Annotated in this window: 14 protein-coding genes; all 14 read right to left on the bottom strand. The window is 42.3% G+C overall.

Going from position 1 to position 16589, the window contains the following annotated elements; translation table 11 throughout:
- Window positions 1-87: 87 nt before the first annotated feature.
- Window positions 88-1431: a signal recognition particle protein gene (ffh, locus tag ACCB35_RS09260; RefSeq protein WP_374056629.1), complete on the bottom strand. Its 1344-nt coding sequence runs from the start codon at window positions 1429-1431 to the stop codon at window positions 88-90.
- Window positions 1432-1443: 12 nt separating this feature from the next.
- Window positions 1444-1755 (bottom strand): putative DNA-binding protein, encoded by a 312-nt coding sequence (locus tag ACCB35_RS09255; RefSeq protein WP_371928757.1) that lies wholly within the window; start codon window positions 1753-1755, stop codon window positions 1444-1446.
- Window positions 1756-1972: 217 nt separating this feature from the next.
- Window positions 1973-2962 carry a signal recognition particle-docking protein FtsY gene (gene ftsY / locus ACCB35_RS09250; RefSeq protein WP_374056628.1) on the bottom strand — a complete coding sequence of 330 codons (990 nt, stop codon included), beginning with the start codon at window positions 2960-2962 and terminating at the stop codon, window positions 1973-1975.
- A 16-nt stretch (window positions 2963-2978) separates the two neighbouring features.
- On the bottom strand, window positions 2979-6545 hold the full coding sequence (smc, locus tag ACCB35_RS09245; protein WP_374056627.1) for a chromosome segregation protein SMC: 3567 nt from the start codon (window positions 6543-6545) through the stop codon (window positions 2979-2981).
- Between the two features lie 11 nt (window positions 6546-6556).
- On the bottom strand, window positions 6557-7303 hold the full coding sequence (gene rnc / locus ACCB35_RS09240; RefSeq protein ID WP_374056626.1) for a ribonuclease III: 747 nt from the start codon (window positions 7301-7303) through the stop codon (window positions 6557-6559).
- A 192-nt stretch (window positions 7304-7495) separates the two neighbouring features.
- On the bottom strand, window positions 7496-7729 hold the full coding sequence (gene acpP, locus ACCB35_RS09235; RefSeq protein WP_032088865.1) for an acyl carrier protein: 234 nt from the start codon (window positions 7727-7729) through the stop codon (window positions 7496-7498).
- A 93-nt stretch (window positions 7730-7822) separates the two neighbouring features.
- A complete protein-coding gene (gene fabG, locus ACCB35_RS09230; RefSeq protein WP_044337426.1) occupies window positions 7823-8566 on the bottom strand; it encodes a 3-oxoacyl-[acyl-carrier-protein] reductase in 744 nt (247 codons plus the stop codon).
- Window positions 8567-9511: an ACP S-malonyltransferase gene (fabD, locus tag ACCB35_RS09225; RefSeq protein ID WP_374056625.1), complete on the bottom strand. Its 945-nt coding sequence runs from the start codon at window positions 9509-9511 to the stop codon at window positions 8567-8569.
- Window position 9512: 1 nt separating this feature from the next.
- The gene (gene plsX, locus ACCB35_RS09220) at window positions 9513-10502 is read right to left on the bottom strand and encodes a phosphate acyltransferase PlsX (RefSeq protein ID WP_374056624.1); all 990 of its coding nucleotides are present in this window, start codon (window positions 10500-10502) and stop codon (window positions 9513-9515) included.
- Complete coding sequence (gene fapR / locus ACCB35_RS09215; protein WP_374056623.1) at window positions 10503-11084, bottom strand: transcription factor FapR; 582 nt, start codon at window positions 11082-11084, stop codon at window positions 10503-10505.
- Window positions 11085-11176: 92 nt separating this feature from the next.
- Window positions 11177-13228 carry an ATP-dependent DNA helicase RecG gene (gene recG / locus ACCB35_RS09210; protein ID WP_374056622.1) on the bottom strand — a complete coding sequence of 684 codons (2052 nt, stop codon included), beginning with the start codon at window positions 13226-13228 and terminating at the stop codon, window positions 11177-11179.
- Window positions 13215-14108 (bottom strand): L-serine ammonia-lyase, iron-sulfur-dependent, subunit alpha, encoded by an 894-nt coding sequence (gene sdaAA / locus ACCB35_RS09205; protein ID WP_044337430.1) that lies wholly within the window; start codon window positions 14106-14108, stop codon window positions 13215-13217. Before sdaAA ends, recG begins: the two co-directional genes overlap by 14 nt.
- 49 nt (window positions 14109-14157) lie before the next feature.
- Window positions 14158-14820, bottom strand: a complete 663-nt coding sequence (sdaAB, locus tag ACCB35_RS09200) for an L-serine ammonia-lyase, iron-sulfur-dependent subunit beta (protein ID WP_374056621.1) — start codon at window positions 14818-14820, stop codon at window positions 14158-14160.
- A gap of 96 nt (window positions 14821-14916) precedes the next feature.
- Complete coding sequence (locus tag ACCB35_RS09195; protein WP_374056620.1) at window positions 14917-16581, bottom strand: DAK2 domain-containing protein; 1665 nt, start codon at window positions 16579-16581, stop codon at window positions 14917-14919.
- Window positions 16582-16589 lie beyond the last annotated feature (8 nt).

Raw genomic sequence — 16589 nt, 5'->3', positions numbered from 1 at the left:
GTTAGTATAATATCAAATGTGTATTTTGTTTGTAAAGTGTTTTTTCTTAACAGTTCTATTTTTCTTATGAAAATTAGAACGAATTGCTTACATAAATGGGAATTTCATTCCTTTTTTCTTGCCTTTTCCTTGCATGCCGCTCATCTGTTTCATCATTTTCTTCATATCCTCGAATTGTTTCAGAAGCCGGTTCACCTCTTGAATGGATGTTCCACTTCCTTTGGCAATCCGTTTCCGACGGGAAGCATTAATGGTTTCCGGATGAACTTTCTCATCACCAGTCATAGATTGAATGATCGCCTCTACATGGCTGATCTGCTTCTCATCGACTTGAAGCTTATCCAGACCCTTCATTTTGTTTGCCCCCGGCATCATTTTGAGTAACTCATCAAGTGGGCCCATTTGCCTTACTTGACCTAATTGCTCAAGGAAATCATCGAATGTGAAAGACATGGTGCGCATTTTTTGTTCCAGTTCTTTGGCCTTCTCTTCATCCACATTGGCCTGAGCCTTTTCGATAAGGGATAAAACATCTCCCATACCGAGAATCCTCGACGCCATACGTTCAGGATGGAATGCTTCCAAAGCATCCATCTTTTCGCCCATCCCAACAAATTTAATTGGTTTTTCAGTGACTGAACGGATGGATAATGCCGCCCCGCCTCGAGTATCACCATCAAGTTTTGTCAGAACAACACCGGATATACCAAGGGCATCATTGAAGCTTTGAGCGACATTGACCGCATCTTGACCAGTCATGGCATCCACAACGAGGAAAATTTCATCTGGATTTGAGAGTTCTTTGATTTCTTTCAACTCTCCCATCAGGGTTTCATCAATGTGAAGTCGACCTGCTGTATCAATCAGAACATAGTCGTGATGTTCTTCTTTTGCCTTTTCGATGGCTTTTTTCGCAATTTCCACCGGACTGACCTGATCACCCATTGAAAACACCGGAAGACTTAATTGCTTCCCGATTGTTTCTAACTGCTTGATCGCAGCGGGACGATAAATATCGGCAGCCACTAATAGGGGTTTGCGGTTATGTTTCTTTCGAAGCAGATTCGCAAGCTTACCAGTGGTCGTCGTTTTACCTGCACCTTGTAAACCGACCATCATAATGACAGTCGGGGGACGTTTAGCGACGGCAATCTGACTTTGTTCGCCACCCATCAAGTTTGTAAGCTCTTCTTGAACAACTTTAATGACTTGTTGTCCAGGTGTAAGACTTTTCATGACTTCCTGTCCGACAGCCCGTTCACTCACTTTCTTGACGAATTGCTTCACCACTTTAAAATTAACGTCTGCTTCTAGAAGAGCAAGACGAACTTCACGCATCATTTCTTTAACATCCGCTTCTGAAATCTTTCCTTTACCACGGATTTTTTGTATTGTACCTTGCAGTCGGTCGGCTAATCCTTCAAATGCCATTCATGCCGCCTCCTAATCCAATATTTCAAGATCATCAATGAGTTTTAAACAATGAGAAGAATCGATTGATGGTTCTTCTATTTTTTGTCTGAGTTGATCAAGAATCTCGTTGCGTTCTTGAAATTTTTTAAATAATAAAAGCTTTTCTTCGTACTCCTCGATCATGGCCTCTGTTCGTTTAATGTTATCATACACTGCTTGACGACTAACATTATACTCTTCAGCGATTTCCCCTAAAGAGAAATCATCCAGATAATAGAGGGACATATAGCTTCTTTGCTTAGGAGTTAACAAAGATTGATAAAAATCGTAGAGATAATTCATTCTGGTTGTTTTCTCCAGCACGGATATCCCTCCTTGTTAAGTGAAAAACCTTTACATATGAAGAATACAGTCTTTACAGGCGTTTGTCAAGGATACTTATGGATTTTTCATAGAGGGAAAACCTAAAATAACAAACTGATTGCCTAAACAAAAGAAGAGTAACCTGCAAGACCACTTCTTATAGTCTATCATCAGGCTACTCTATCGATTCTTAGATCTATTCTTCTTCTTTATCAACAAGGTTTGAGAACAAGCCGTATACATACTTTTCTGCGTCAAACGGCTGGAGGTCGTCCATTTTTTCGCCTAATCCGACAAATTTAACAGGGATTTCGAGTTCGTTTCTGATTGCCAGGACGATTCCACCTTTGGCTGTACCATCAAGCTTTGTCAGGACGATCCCTGAGACGTTTGTCGCTTCTTTGAAGGTCTTCGCCTGTACCATGGCATTTTGCCCTGTGGTTGCGTCAAGAACGAGCAATACTTCGTGAGGAGCACCCGGAATTTCTCTTTCAATCACTCGCTTCACTTTTTCAAGCTCTTTCATAAGGTTCACTTTATTTTGCAACCTTCCTGCAGTGTCACATATTAATATGTCTGCTTTTTTCGCTTTGGCCGATTGGACTGCATCAAACATAACTGCCGCCGGATCGCTTCCCGCAGCTTGTTTAATGACCGGAACCCCGACACGTTCCCCCCATACTTCAAGCTGTTCGATCGCTCCTGCACGGAATGTGTCTCCTGCTGCAAGAACGACATTCTTACCCTGCTCCTTGAACATATGAGCCATTTTTCCGATGGTCGTCGTCTTTCCGACACCGTTCACTCCAACGAATAATAAAACCGTTAACTCATTGTCTTGGATGTTCAGACTGCTGTCTTCTTCACGATCCCCCTGGTAGATTTCTACGAGCTTCTCTGAGATGACAGATTGGACACCTTCCGTGTCTTGAATATTCTTTCGCTTCACTTCAAGCTTCAGTTCGTCAATCAGCTCCATGACGGTATCAAAGCCGACATCCGCTCCAATCAGGATTTCTTCCAGCTCTTCAAAGAACTCTTCATCGACTTTGCGGTATCTGGCCACCAGGTCATTCACCTTTGAAGTGAAGTTGTTTCTTGTTTTACTTAACCCATCTTTAAATTTTTCTGATACATTATCACTCGACTGTGTAAATTTATCTTTAAGCTTCTTAAAAAAACTCACTTTTCCACACCCTTATTTAAGTTTCAAGTAGTTCCTTTGTTTCCTGTAGTCTGACTGATACCAATTTGGACACCCCGGATTCCTGCATCGTTACACCGTATAGTACGTGGGCTTCCTCCATGGTACCCTTTCGATGAGTGATGACGATGAATTGCGTTTCGTCACTGAATTTCTTTAAATATTGGCTGAACCTCTGCACATTTGCTTCATCAAGGGCTGCCTCTACCTCATCCAATATACAAAATGGCACAGGCCGAATCTTCAGGATTGAAAATAGGAGTGCAATGGCCGTTAAGGCCCTCTCCCCGCCCGACATGAGGCCCAGGTTCTGCAGCTTCTTCCCAGGTGGTTGCGCCACTATATCCACCCCGGTATGAAGAAGATCTGATGGATCTGTCAGCTTTAACTGAGCTCGTCCACCACCAAACAAGGCTTTAAATACACCTTCAAATTCCACTTGAATGGCCGTAAAGGTTTGATCAAAGCGCTTGATCATTTCTGTATCCATTTCATTGATGACCAGATATAGTGTGTCCTTCGCTTCAGTTAAATCATTCTTTTGATCAACTAAAAATTCGTAGCGTTCTTTTACTCGTTCATATTCATCTATGGCACCGAGATTGACGGTCCCCAGCTCTTCTAAGGCCAATTTCACAAGTTTCACTTTCTTTCTTGCTTCTTCAACCTCGATCGTTAATGGGTAGTCGGACTTAGCCGCTTCAAATGAAAGCATATACTCATCACGTAAATGATCAAGTCGATTTTCAAGTTCAACATCAAGACGATTGATCTTTACTTCCTCGTCCCTCAAAGCTCCAACCAATCCTTTATGCTGACGCTTTAATTCTTTTAACTCAAGTTCCTCATCTTCAACCCTATTTTGAAGATTCAAACGCTCTTCACGACGCAAAGAGATCAGGTTAGAAGTTTCAGCTTTTTGGACGGCACATTCTTCTGCCTTCTTCCCGAGCTGCTCTTCACCTGAAAAGTTATCCTTCATTTCTGTCTGCAGCCATTCTAAATCATCCTGCAAAGTAGCTTTTCGCTTGTTTGTTTCGACGATTGTTTCCTGCACACGATTTAATTGATTACGACTATTAACCAGTTGCTCATTTCGCGCGGCCAGATTCGCCTTAATATCACTTATTTCGTTCAATAAAGCGTCCTTGGATGTTCGTTCACTATTCTTCTGGAGAGTAAGTTCGCTGATCTTTTGATCGAGTTTTGTAATCTCTTCCCCTATCTCATTGAGGGACTCCCTTAATTCTTTCGTTCTGGAATCATGCTTTTCTTTAACCGACGTAAAGTCTTTTTTCTCCAAGTCGTATAGGGAAAGCCTTTCATCCAGATTCTGTTGGGATAATTCATTTTCACGAAGTTGGGAAAGCAGTTCTTGCTCCTTGAGTCTCAGACGCTCTCCCTTCACTCTCATTTCTTCCAGCTTCTTTTCTCTGAAACTGCTCTCTTCTTTGAGTGATTTGACTTGAGATTGAAGCTGTTCAGTCTGAGTTTCCATTGAAGAAAGCTTCGCTTTCATTTCTTCAAGCTCACCTTTTCTGGAAAGAAGAGAATTTTTTTTCTGCTTCATCGCACCACCTGACATGGATCCACCGGGATTAACAACATCCCCATCCAGAGTTACAAGACGGTAGCGATATTGTACAAGCTTCGCGATTTCATTAGCTCCCTTTAAATCCTTTGTGATGATTACATTTCCAACCAGGTTGGAGATCACCATTTGGAAGCGCTGATCATAATTCAGGAGGTCGGTTCCAACTCCAATAAAGGATGAATGACCCTTCAGCATGTTTTTTTGACTATCAGGTATCGATTTCCCTTTGATCACGTTCATCGGTAAGAAAGTAGCACGGCCATATTGATTCTTCTTTAAGAAAGCAATGGCTTTTCGGCCATCTTCTTCAGTGTCGACCACGATATGCTGCATAGAGGCTGCCAGAGCAGTTTCCATAGCTGTTTCATATGATTTAGGTACAGTAATCAGTTCCGCAACAGCTCCTTGAACACCTGTTAACAGACCGTCACGTTCTTTCAGGACTTCTTTTACGCCTTGGAAGAAACCTGTATAATCTTCTTCCATTTCCTCAAGCATTTCTTTACGGGATTTTGCTTGTTGCAGAAATTGGAAAGCTTGATAAAGGGTTTTTTCTTGCTTTTCATATTTTTCTTTAACCGATTCTAGCTTTTTCTGTTCCTCTCGATAGAAGAATATGTGCTCATCGATTACCTCTTTTTGTGATTGCAGCTCTTTCGAAAGTTTTTTGTGACCCAAATGCAATTCATCGCGCTGGATGACATATTTTTCATTCTCTGCTTCTAATCGGCCGCTTCGATTAGATTGCTGTTCCAGTTGTTGCTCAAGGTACTGAATTTCATTTTTAGCTGACGCCTGCTGATTCAGCTTCTCAATGTAATCGCTTTTGAAGGATTCTATTACATCTTCAATATTCTCATTATAATGTTTAAATTGATTCTGTTTCGTTGAAAGGAGTTCTTTTAGTTCCTTAACACCTGAATCAATAGACTTGAATTCCATTTCTGCTTTTTCTTTTTCAGAAATCAGTTGTTGAATTTGCTCCTTGGCTTCTTCTATCGAATGCTTTAATTGAGATTCGTTGGAAGACGAATTTTTCTTCCGTTCCACTAATACTTGCTTCCTGCCCTCAAGTTTCTCCAATTCTTCACTTGTTGCCAGGAGTACTTCCTGAAGATTTGAAATCGACTCATCAAGAGCTGCAATTTTATCCCGGGTTTGGGTTAGAATCGCTTCTTTCTTTTGTATACGCGTGGAAAGTGCCTGTTCTTCTTTTCCATGTTGTTCGAATTCTTCACTGAGCTTTTCCCATTGCTTATGTAAATCCTCAATATCATAGACCGTCAAGGCAACCTCGAACTTCTCCAGCTCTTCTTTTTTCTCTAAATAATCACGTGCCATCGAAGCTTGGATTTTAAGGGGTTCTACTTGCCCTTCCAGCTCATGAAGAATGTCATTCACTCGATTTAGGTTTTCCTGTGTTTCGAATAACTTATTTTCAGCCTTTTTTTTGCGAGATTTATACTTCAATACGCCAGCTGCCTCTTCGAAAATGGTTCGTCGTTCTTCAGGCTTGCTATTAAGGATTTCTTCCACTTTCCCCTGACTGATGATGGAGAATGCTTCTTTCCCCAGGCCTGAATCCATAAATAATTCAATAATGTCTTTCAGTCGACAAGGCTGTTTATTGAGTAAATACTCACTATCCCCTGAACGGTACACTCGTCTAGTGACACTGATTTCACTGTAATCAATCGGAAGTGCTCCGTCTTGATTATCCAATACGAGTGTAACCTCTGCTATGTTAAGGGCTTTTCTTGAATCACTGCCGGCAAATATAACATCTTCCATCTTCGATCCACGTAGACTTTTGGCAGACTGTTCGCCAAGCACCCAGCGAATCGCGTCGATAATATTGCTTTTCCCACTGCCGTTTGGTCCAACAACAGCTGTAACACCCGGTACAAATTCCACGGATATTCTTTCTGCAAAAGATTTAAACCCCATTACTTCTAGTTGTTTGAGGAACATCTTCTTTCCCCCTATTTAGCGTCTAGCTTTTGTTTTAGCTTCTCAAGAGCCTTCTGTGCGGCTTGTTGTTCGGCTTCTTTCTTAGATCGGCCTTTTCCAATACCTAATTCATCGTCATTTAAGCTGACACGGGAAATGAACTGACGGTTATGGGCAGGCCCGCTTTCTTCAAGAATACTGTATTCAATCATTCCTGCACTGCCTCGCTGGACTAGTTCTTGCAGCTGGCTCTTATAATCCATCACATGAGAAAAAGCACCGACATTGATCTTTGGATAGACAACTTTTTCAAGGATTGAAATTACTGTATCTAACCCTTGATCCAAATATACCGCTCCGATAAACGCCTCAAAGACATCTGCGATTAGTGCTGGTCTTTCTCGACCACCTGTCATTTCTTCTCCTTTACCAAGTAAGATGAGCTCTCCGAAATTCAGTTCGATCGAGAACTTTACCAAGGACGGCTCACATACTATGGCTGCCCTTAATTTCGTAAGTTCACCTTCACTCATCATTGGATACTTCTTAAAAAGAAATTGAGAAACCGTTAATTCCAGGACGGCATCTCCAAGAAATTCTAAGCGTTCGTTGTCTTCATAAGGCTTCCGACGATGCTCATTCACATAGGATGAATGAGTAAAAGCTTGTTTTAACAGTTTTTCATCATTAAAATGAATCCCGATTTCATCTTGAAACGTTTTGAACTTTCCATCATTTTTATATCTGGATATTCCTTTACTTCTACTTTGCTTCCGCATAAGGCACTCCACCTTGCTCTATATGTTCTCATTATATACTAATCAAGTTTATGCTAAAAAAATCATTTACGCAAAAGTTTCTTGCATATGTTAGAACACAAATAAACTTGGTAGAGGTGAGACCTCTACCAAGTTTTAAATGGTTTTGAATGAAAGATGGGCGTTTGCCCATCTTTTTATTCAATCTAACGATTAAGCGTTTGCTTTTATGTAGTTCACAGCATCACCTACTGTGCCGATTTTTTCAGCATCATCGTCAGAGATTTCCATGTCGAATTCATCTTCAAGTTCCATAACCAGCTCAACTACATCAAGGGAGTCAGCTCCTAGATCTTCTTTGAAAGAAGCTTCAAGAGTTACTTGAGATTCATCTACACCTAGACGATCAACGATAATTTTTGTTACACGATCTAATACTTCTGCCATTTTTGTCACCTCCCATCAAGTATTATAGAGAATTTTGCCTCTAATGAAAAGAGTATACATGAAAACGATCAATAATTTATTATTTCCTTGCCGTTACATGACCATTCCGCCATCGATATGAAGGGTTTGGCCTGTCATATAAGCAGCTGAGTCAGAAGCAACAAATGTTACTACCTTCGCAATATCCTTGGGGTCACCAAAGCGGCTTAAAGGGATTTGCTTTAACATTTCATTACGCACATCTTCCGGCAGCTGATCCGTCATATCCGTTGAAATGAAACCCGGAGCGATCGCATTCACGGTGATACCTCGGGGTGCCAACTCTTTTGCTGTTGTTTTCGTTAATCCGATTACACCCGATTTAGCAGCCACATAGTTTGCCTGTCCGGGGTTTCCACTCACACCCACAATCGAAGAAATGTTGATGATCCTGCCGCTTCTTTGCTTCATCATTTGGCGCGTAACGGCCTTTGTGCAAAGGAATACACCTTTAAGATTGATGTTAATGACATCATCCCATTCTGCTTCTTTCATTCTCATCAATAAATTATCTTTCGTAATTCCAGCATTGTTAACAAGAATATCCACGGAACCGAATTGACCAATCGTTTCCTTTACCATGGCCTGAACAGCCTCACTATCCGATACATTACATTGTACGGCAATGGCTTCTCTGCCTAAACCTTTAATTTCATCGACGACTTCATTAGCCTTCGCTTCACTTCCTGAATAGTTTACGGCAACATTACAGCCTTCGCGGGCAAGCTCAAGAGCAATTTCCCTGCCTATTCCCCGGGACGCACCGGTTACCAGGGCAACTTTTCCTTCTAAATTCATTTAAGCTTCCTCCTTTAACGCTTGAATGGTTTGTTCTAAGGATGCTTCATCTTGAACAGCATACGTTTTCACCCGTCTATTGACTTTCTTCACTAAACCTGAAAGGACTTTTCCGGGTCCAACTTCGATAAACGTATCCACACCTAATTCAAGCAGGTTCTCAACAGAATCTTCCCATTGAACGGGTGAGTATAATTGTTCAATCAATAAACGCTTGATTTCTTCACCATCAGTCACAGGTTTTGCCGTCACATTTGCAATGACAGGTATAGCCGCATCTTCAATCGTGATTGAATCTAAGATTGAAACAAACTGGTCTGCAGCAGGTTTCATTAATTGAGAATGGAACGGACCACTCACTTGAAGTGGGATGACTCTCTTCGCTCCAGCTTCTTTCGCTTTCTCTGAAGCAAGCTCCACACCTTTCACGGTACCTGAAATCACAATCTGACCAGGACAATTCAAATTTGCCAGCCCAACTGGATGTCCCTCATTTGTTACAAGATCGGTAACTTCTTTAAGGGGTCCCCTTGCCATGCCCAGAACAGCAGCCATCGTACCTTCTCCACTTGGAACCGCTTCTTCCATGAATTCCCCTCTTTTACGAACAGCATACACCGCATCTTCAAATCTAAGGGCGTCGGCAGCCACCAGGGCGGAATATTCACCTAAGCTGTGACCCGCCGTATAATCTGCTGTGATGCCTTCAGCCTTTAAACGGTCAAGAATCGCGACGCTTGTCGTTAATAAAGCAGGCTGAGCATTCGTCGTTTGGGTAAGTTCCTCTTGGGGCCCTTCAAAAATAACAGTTGATAGCTTTGTATCCAATCTTATGTCCGCTTTATTGAAATACTCCTGTACTTCAGGGTATTGATCAGCCAATTCTTTTCCCATCCCGACTGATTGAGAACCCTGTCCAGGAAAAATGAACGCGATTTTACTCATACTATTCCACACTCCCCTTGATGGCATCTTTAATGGTATTGGAGACATTATTCCTTACCATTTCCCTGGCTTGTCTCATGGCATTATATAAAGCAACTTCATTTGATGAGCCATGGGCTTTGATCACCGGTGCTTTTAGACCAAACAAGCCCGCGCCTCCATACTCTGTATAATCCAGCATGTTCTTCATTTGCTTTAAATCATTTTTCACTAACCCGGCGGCCAATTTATTTTTTGTCGAGGCTGTAAATGTCTTCTTAAGCATCGAGAAGACAGAAAGAGCCGTCCCTTCAATCGTCTTCAACACCATATTCCCGGTGAATCCATCGGTTACTACGACATCCGCTGGGCCTTCAAGTAAGTCCCTGGACTCAACATTCCCCACAAAATGAACAGGAGCGTCCTTTAGAAGTTGGAAGGATTTCTTTGTTAATTCATTCCCTTTTTTATCTTCAGTCCCAATGTTTAATAACCCTACACGGGGATTGTTGATTCCTCTTACTTTCTCAGCATAAATGCTCCCCATTATTGCATATTGAAGGAGATGTTCAGGCTTGGCATCAACATTCGCCCCTAAATCGAGCATGAGAAATCCTCTACCATCCAATGTAGGGAGGGTTGGCGCCAAAGCAGGGCGTTCAATCCCATCAATTCTGCCTACAATGAATAACCCGGCTGTCATCAGGGCACCTGTGTTTCCTGCAGAGATGCACGCATCAGCTTCCCCATTTTGAACCGCCTGGGCCATCAATACCATAGAGGCATTTTTCTTGCGTTTGATGGCTCTTACAGGTTCATCTGTTCCCTCTATCACTTCATCCGTATGAACGATTGTCAATCGATCAACTGGTGAGATGTACTGCTTGATTTGGCTTTCATCTCCGAATAAAAGCACTTCTATATCGTTAAATTCCTTCAATGCGCGTTTTACACCAAGAACGATTTCTTTAGGAGCATGATCTCCGCCCATTGCATCAACGGCTAACTTCATCTACGCTTCATCCTTTGCAGATTTTTTAGAGCGATACATTTCAAATTCACCAGTGAAAACGAGCTCGCCACCGACTAAACTTTGAACTTCCACCGTTGTTCGATCCTTTTGATCTTTCGTATGTATCACTTTTGCTTTCGCGACAACACGCTCCCCTTCCTTTACAGGTCGGGTGAAACGGATTGTTGACTTAGCCGTCAACGCTAGGGCATCATTAATGACGGCTACCGCGAGAGAGTTTGCTTGAGCGAACAGATGATGCCCTCTCGCTATCCCATTCCTTACGAAAACATGTTCTCGTTTCACATCAAAAATGGAAATCGCACTCTGATCTAATTCTATATCAATAATTTCTCCAATGATCTCTTCAATAGGTAATGCTTTCACTTCATCTTCAAACGATTTCTCTGCTACATATTTAATCCGTTCACGAAGCTCCGGTATCGACAATTCCATACGATCCAACCGGATTGTCTGTACGCTCACTCTAAAACGCTCAGCTAACTCTTCGTCTGTTATAAAAGGATTTTCCTTTATCGTGCCAGTAAGGTTTCCCTGTCTTTCTTTTTTTGTGAGTCTCAATATCAACACCGTCCAGTATTAGTACTAGGTACTAATAGTAGTATATAATCTAAAAAAGCAGATTGCAAGAAATAATCTCACAATCTGCCTTTCTAGTCCAGCTTTTCACCTTCTAATATCCCAGCAACCGACAGATACGCCCGAAGAGGTTCAAACTCAGGGTCCCTCCAGAAATAATCGGATTGGATTAAGGTTGCGGCATCATCTCTTGCAACTTCCAGTGCACGATAGTCATGCACCATATCTGCCACTTTAAATTCAGGGAGCCCACTCTGCTTTCTACCGAAGAAATCCCCTGGACCCCTCAGTTCCAGATCTTTCTCGCTCAAAACAAATCCATCATTGGTCTCGGTCATGATCTTCATTCGTTCTTTTCCAACCTCCGTTTTCGGTTCAGCCAGAAGAATGCAATAGGACTGATGTTCCCCGCGTCCAACTCTCCCCCTTAGCTGATGAAGCTGAGACAACCCAAAGCGTTCAGCATCATAAATAAGCATAAAAGTAGCATTTGGAACATTCACACCTACCTCGACAACTGTGGTGGACACAAGTACTTGAAGGTGATTTGCACTAAATTCCCTCATCACTTCATCCTTCTCATCTGGGTGAAGCCTACCATGCATCAATCCGACATTGTATCGTCCTTCAAAGTAGTGCAGCAATTGATTGTAAACATCGATCGCATTTTGAACATCCAGTTTGTCAGACTCTTCAATCAGAGGACAAATCACATAAGCCTGTCTGCCTTGATCCAGCTCCTTGTCCATAAATGAAAGCACCCTTGATAGCATATCCGCTTTAGCCCAGTAAGTTTCAATCGCCTTTCTTCCAGCTGGCATTTGGTCGATTATACTTACATCCATCTCACCAAACACGGTAATGGCAAGTGTTCTTGGGATGGGAGTCGCTGTCATAAATAATACATCAGGGCTTTCCCCTTTTTCCCTTAGGACCCGTCTTTGATTTACCCCAAAGCGATGTTGTTCATCGGTTACAACGAGTCCAAGAGACTTAAATTGCACATCCTCCTGGATAAGTGCATGTGTTCCAATGAGAATATCTATTTCTCCCTCTTTTAACTTTTCTAATAGGAGCCGTCGTCTTTTTCCTTTTACGGAGCTTGTTAACAGGGCAACCGACAGGCCCGCCGGTTCCAATAATTCACTCAGAGAATTTGCATGCTGTTCTGCAAGGATCTCTGTCGGGACCATTAAAGCCCCTTGAAATCCTGCGGTTACACTCGAATAGAGCGCGATAGCCGATACGACTGTTTTCCCCGATCCGACATCCCCCTGCAAAAGCCGGTTCATACGGAAAGGAGACTTCATATCTGCTGAGATTTCATTTACTACCCGCTTTTGCGCATCGGTTAGAGGAAACGGCAAAGACTCAATGAACTCTTTGATTTTATTTAAATCATAATTTTGTTGGACACCAGAGGAATGTTCTCTTTCAAACTTCCTAAGTGCCTGCATCTTCAGTTGAAACAACAGGAACTCTTCATACACAAATCGTCTTCTCGCCTGCTTCATGTCTTCAGTAGAGTCAGGGAAGTGCAGATGATAGAGAGCATCTTTTCGGCTGGAAAGCTTATATTTCTCCATGAGGTGGTTGGGCAAATTCTCCGTCAACAAATAACTGTAATCCTGAAAACCCTTTTTAATGAATTTTCTGAGTGTGTTGTTTTTTATTGAGCCCTTCAGCGAATAAACAGGTTCAAAATCTCCCTGTTTCCCGTGCGGCCCCGACTGAAAATGCTGAACCGTAATGATTTGCCTATTCTTATCCCATTTCCCTGTCACCGTCACCGTATCGTGAAGGTTTATTTTCTTCTTTAAATACGGCTGATTAAAAAATACGGCCTGAACTAAATTTCTCCCTACCAATATCCGGAGGGTCAAGCGTGATTTTTTTCTCCCATAATACATCAACGCAGGTTCAGAATGGACCTTTCCTTCCACTGTGACACGTTCATCATGGGCTACTTCCTCTAAGTCCCGAAGCCTGTAATCCTCGTACCTGTAAGGCAGATATTCTAACAAATCCAGAACAGAGTAAATCCCCATTGCATTCAGCTGCACAGCTGTTTCTTCACCAATCCCCTTTATGTTCTGGATCGTTAGTCCTTCATTATGAGTCTTCACGTTTATTCAGGGAAACCCCAAAAATTTTCGCTTCCAGCTCCCTGCCTGTAGGGGTGGCAGCCAATCCACCTTGAGCTGTCTCTCTCAGCGCCACTGGCATTGTTTGACCGATTTTATACATGGCGTCAATCACTTCATCACATGGAATACGGCTCGTTATGCCCGCAAGTGCCATATCCGCTGCTACCATTGCATTGGCCGCCCCCATCGCATTCCTTTTCACACAAGGTACCTCAACGAGTCCCGCAACCGGATCACACACAAGACCTAACATGTTCTTTAAGGTAATGGCCATGGCCTCGGCTGACTGGCTCGGTGTGCCCCCGGCCATTTCTACGATGGCAGCTGCAGCCATCCCACTGGCAGAACCAACCTCTGCTTGACATCCGCCAGCTGCACCTGATATGGAAGCATTATTCGCTACAACAAAACCGAACGCTCCAGACGCAAATAAGAAGCGGATCATTTCATCTTTTGTAGGATTCAGCTTATTTTTCACCGCAAACAAAGTCCCCGGCACTACCCCCGCAGAACCTGCAGTAGGTGTGGCACAAATCGTTCCCATTGCTGCATTCACTTCGTTCGTCGCCACCGCTTTACTGACTGCATCCAAAATGGTTTCCCCACACAGTGAGCGGCCTGAATCAATGTATTTTTGCAATAATACGGCATCCCCGCCTGTCAATCCTGAATGGGATTTGACACCTTCCAGACCTCTGGCTACAGCCTGTTCCATCACTTCAAGGTTTTTCTCCATTTGACTGTATACTTCTTCAAATGTTTTGCCTGTAAACTCGATTTCTTGTTCAATCATAATGTCAGAAATCTTCTTGTTCTGACTTTCAGCAAGTTCGACTAACTCTGCTACATTTCGAAACATTAATATGACCTCCCCATCTAAATGTAAACGCTATCATTAAATAAATTGATTAATCGGAAATTCGGGTAACCTGGGTAATGTTGGGCAGAGATGTTAATTCATTGATGACAGCCTCATCAATCGGCTGATCCACTTCAATGGTCATCAATGCCATCTGACCTTTCTCTTTACGTGAAACATCCATATGTCCGATGTTCAATTGATGTTTGGCAATGACATTGGATACTGATGCAATCGCTCCAAATCGATCGTCATGAACAACCAATATGGCAGGATGGTGACCTGAAAGCTTGAGCTCAAAACCATTGAGTTCTATTATTTCAACTTTCCCGCCTCCAATGGAGATACCGACTAATTCGATTTCACCGTGCTCGTCTCCCATCCTGATACGAGCCGTATTCGGATGATCCGTAATGGCGTCTTCCTCTTGAAACTTGATCTTTATCCCTTTTTGCTTTGCTACATTGATTGATTCAATAATTCGTTCATCATATGTATCATAATCAAGGATTCCTCCTACAATGGCTACATCTGTTCCATGACCTTTGTATGTTTTTGCAAAAGATCCGTAAAACGAGATCGTCGCCCATTTAGGTTCCCGACGAAACAGGTTTCTCGCAACTCTCCCTATTCTCGCTGCACCAGCCGTATGAGAACTTGATGGACCAATCATTACGGGACCAATAATATCAAATACACTTTTGTATTTCATGACTTCTCCCCCTCACTTAACATCCGATCTATAGTACCATTCTAACATAATTGAAGGGGACAACCTCCATATAGAGCTGCCCCCTTCCTTTATTCCTTATTCAACTGAGAATATATAGGAGTAAAGTGGTTGTTTACCATTATGAACTTCCACTTCGACATCTTCATAGTGCTCTTCTACATACTCTTTTAATGAATGCACATCCTCTTCTGTTACATCCTCACCATATAGAATGGTTAAGATTTCAGAGTCCTCATCCAGCATTTTATCTAATAAGCTTTGCGCTGTCTTTTGACGGTCATGATCAGAAATGACTATCTTACCTTCTGCGATTCCCATAAAATCATCTTTTGCAATCTCAACACCATCAATATTCGTATCTCTGACAGCAAACGTGATCTGACCGGTTTTGACCTGCTTGGAAGCTTCAGTCATTAACTGCTTGTTATCTTCAACAGAAGCTGAAGGATTAAAGGCAAGTAACGCTGCCATTCCTTGAGGTACTGTCTTCGTTGGTACAACAGCCACTTCCATATCCAGAACTTCAGCTGCTTGATCAGCTGCCATAATAATGTTTTTATTATTTGGCATGATAATGACTTTCTTGGCATTCACTTCTTCGACAGCCTTAACGATATCCTCCGTACTTGGATTCATCGTTTGACCACCTTCTATCACAGAGGTAGCCCCGATGCTCTTGAACAAATCGGCAATCCCTTCACCCATCGCTACGGTCACAATGGCAAAGTCAACTTCTTTTGCTTCAGCAGGGACTTCCGCTTTCACAGGCTTTGTTTCACCGACAATGCTGCTGTGCTGCTGTCTCATGTTTTCAATTTTGATATTGATGAGACTTCCGTATTTATGTCCATACGTCAATACATCCCCAGGTTGTTCGGAATGGATATGTACTTTAGCTAATTCATCATCACTTATGACAAGCAGTGAATCACCGAATTCACTTAAATCCTGACGGAAGTCTTCTTCCACAAAGGATTGTTTGTCTTGTTCAAATCTGACCATGAATTCAGTACAATAACCAAACTCAATATCTTCAGTACTCATGAAATCCTGAGCTGTTTTGTGATGTTCAGCACTTACAAGGTCATTCATGGACGGTAACGAAGATTGATTTGAAACCTTTTCACCCTTTAGCTCAGCTAGAAAGCCTTCATAAACGAATAAAAGACCTTGACCACCACTATCGACTACTCCTACTTCCTTTAGCACAGGAAGTAAATCAGGTGTACGATTTAATGAAGCCTGTGCTTCATCGACGATTGCCTGCATAACCTTTACGAAATCACTTTCCGTTTCAGCTGCAGAAACACCTTTTTTGGCAGCATCTTTCGCAACCGTCAGAATCGTTCCTTCAACAGGTTTCATAACCGCTTTATAAGCCGTTTCCACACCTGTTTGAAGTGCATTGGCAAATTCTACACTTGATAAGGATTCTTTCCCTTCAATTGCTTTACCAAATCCTCTGAACAATTGGGATAAGATAACACCTGAGTTACCTCTTGCTCCCATCAATAACCCTTTTGAAAGAGCAGCAGCCACATTTCCTATATGACCTTGAATGTGGTTTTGGACTTCCTTCGCACCAGAAGTCATGGATAAATTCATATTTGTTCCAGTATCACCATCAGGAACAGGAAAAACGTTTAATGCGTCAACCAGCTGCGCATTCGCAGATAATTGGGTGGCACCTTGTATCACCATTTCAGCAAAACGTTTTCCTTCCAAAGATGTAATCGACACGAATCTTC

It is taken from the genome of Rossellomorea sp. FM04394 (assembly GCF_041889765.1).
In the GTDB taxonomy this organism is placed as follows: domain Bacteria; phylum Bacillota; class Bacilli; order Bacillales; family Bacillaceae_B; genus Rossellomorea; species Rossellomorea aquimaris_B.
Note: the sequence above shows the minus strand (reverse complement) of the source record. Positions and strands in the feature narration are given on the sequence as shown.

Coding starts and splice junctions, on each gene's coding strand:
- ACCB35_RS09255 (WP_371928757.1), bottom strand. CDS start 1,755: ATGAATTATCTCTACGATTTTTATCAATCTTTGTTAACTCCTAAGCAA.
- sdaAB (WP_374056621.1), bottom strand. CDS start 14,820: ATGAAATACAAAAGTGTATTTGATATTATTGGTCCCGTAATGATTGGT.
- fabG (WP_044337426.1), bottom strand. CDS start 8,566: ATGAATTTAGAAGGAAAAGTTGCCCTGGTAACCGGTGCGTCCCGGGGA.
- ffh (WP_374056629.1), bottom strand. CDS start 1,431: ATGGCATTTGAAGGATTAGCCGACCGACTGCAAGGTACAATACAAAAA.
- plsX (WP_374056624.1), bottom strand. CDS start 10,502: ATGAAGTTAGCCGTTGATGCAATGGGCGGAGATCATGCTCCTAAAGAA.
- acpP (WP_032088865.1), bottom strand. CDS start 7,729: ATGGCAGAAGTATTAGATCGTGTAACAAAAATTATCGTTGATCGTCTA.
- rnc (WP_374056626.1), bottom strand. CDS start 7,303: ATGCGGAAGCAAAGTAGAAGTAAAGGAATATCCAGATATAAAAATGAT.
- smc (WP_374056627.1), bottom strand. CDS start 6,545: ATGTTCCTCAAACAACTAGAAGTAATGGGGTTTAAATCTTTTGCAGAA.
- sdaAA (WP_044337430.1), bottom strand. CDS start 14,108: ATGTTTCGAAATGTAGCAGAGTTAGTCGAACTTGCTGAAAGTCAGAAC.
- fabD (WP_374056625.1), bottom strand. CDS start 9,511: ATGAGTAAAATCGCGTTCATTTTTCCTGGACAGGGTTCTCAATCAGTC.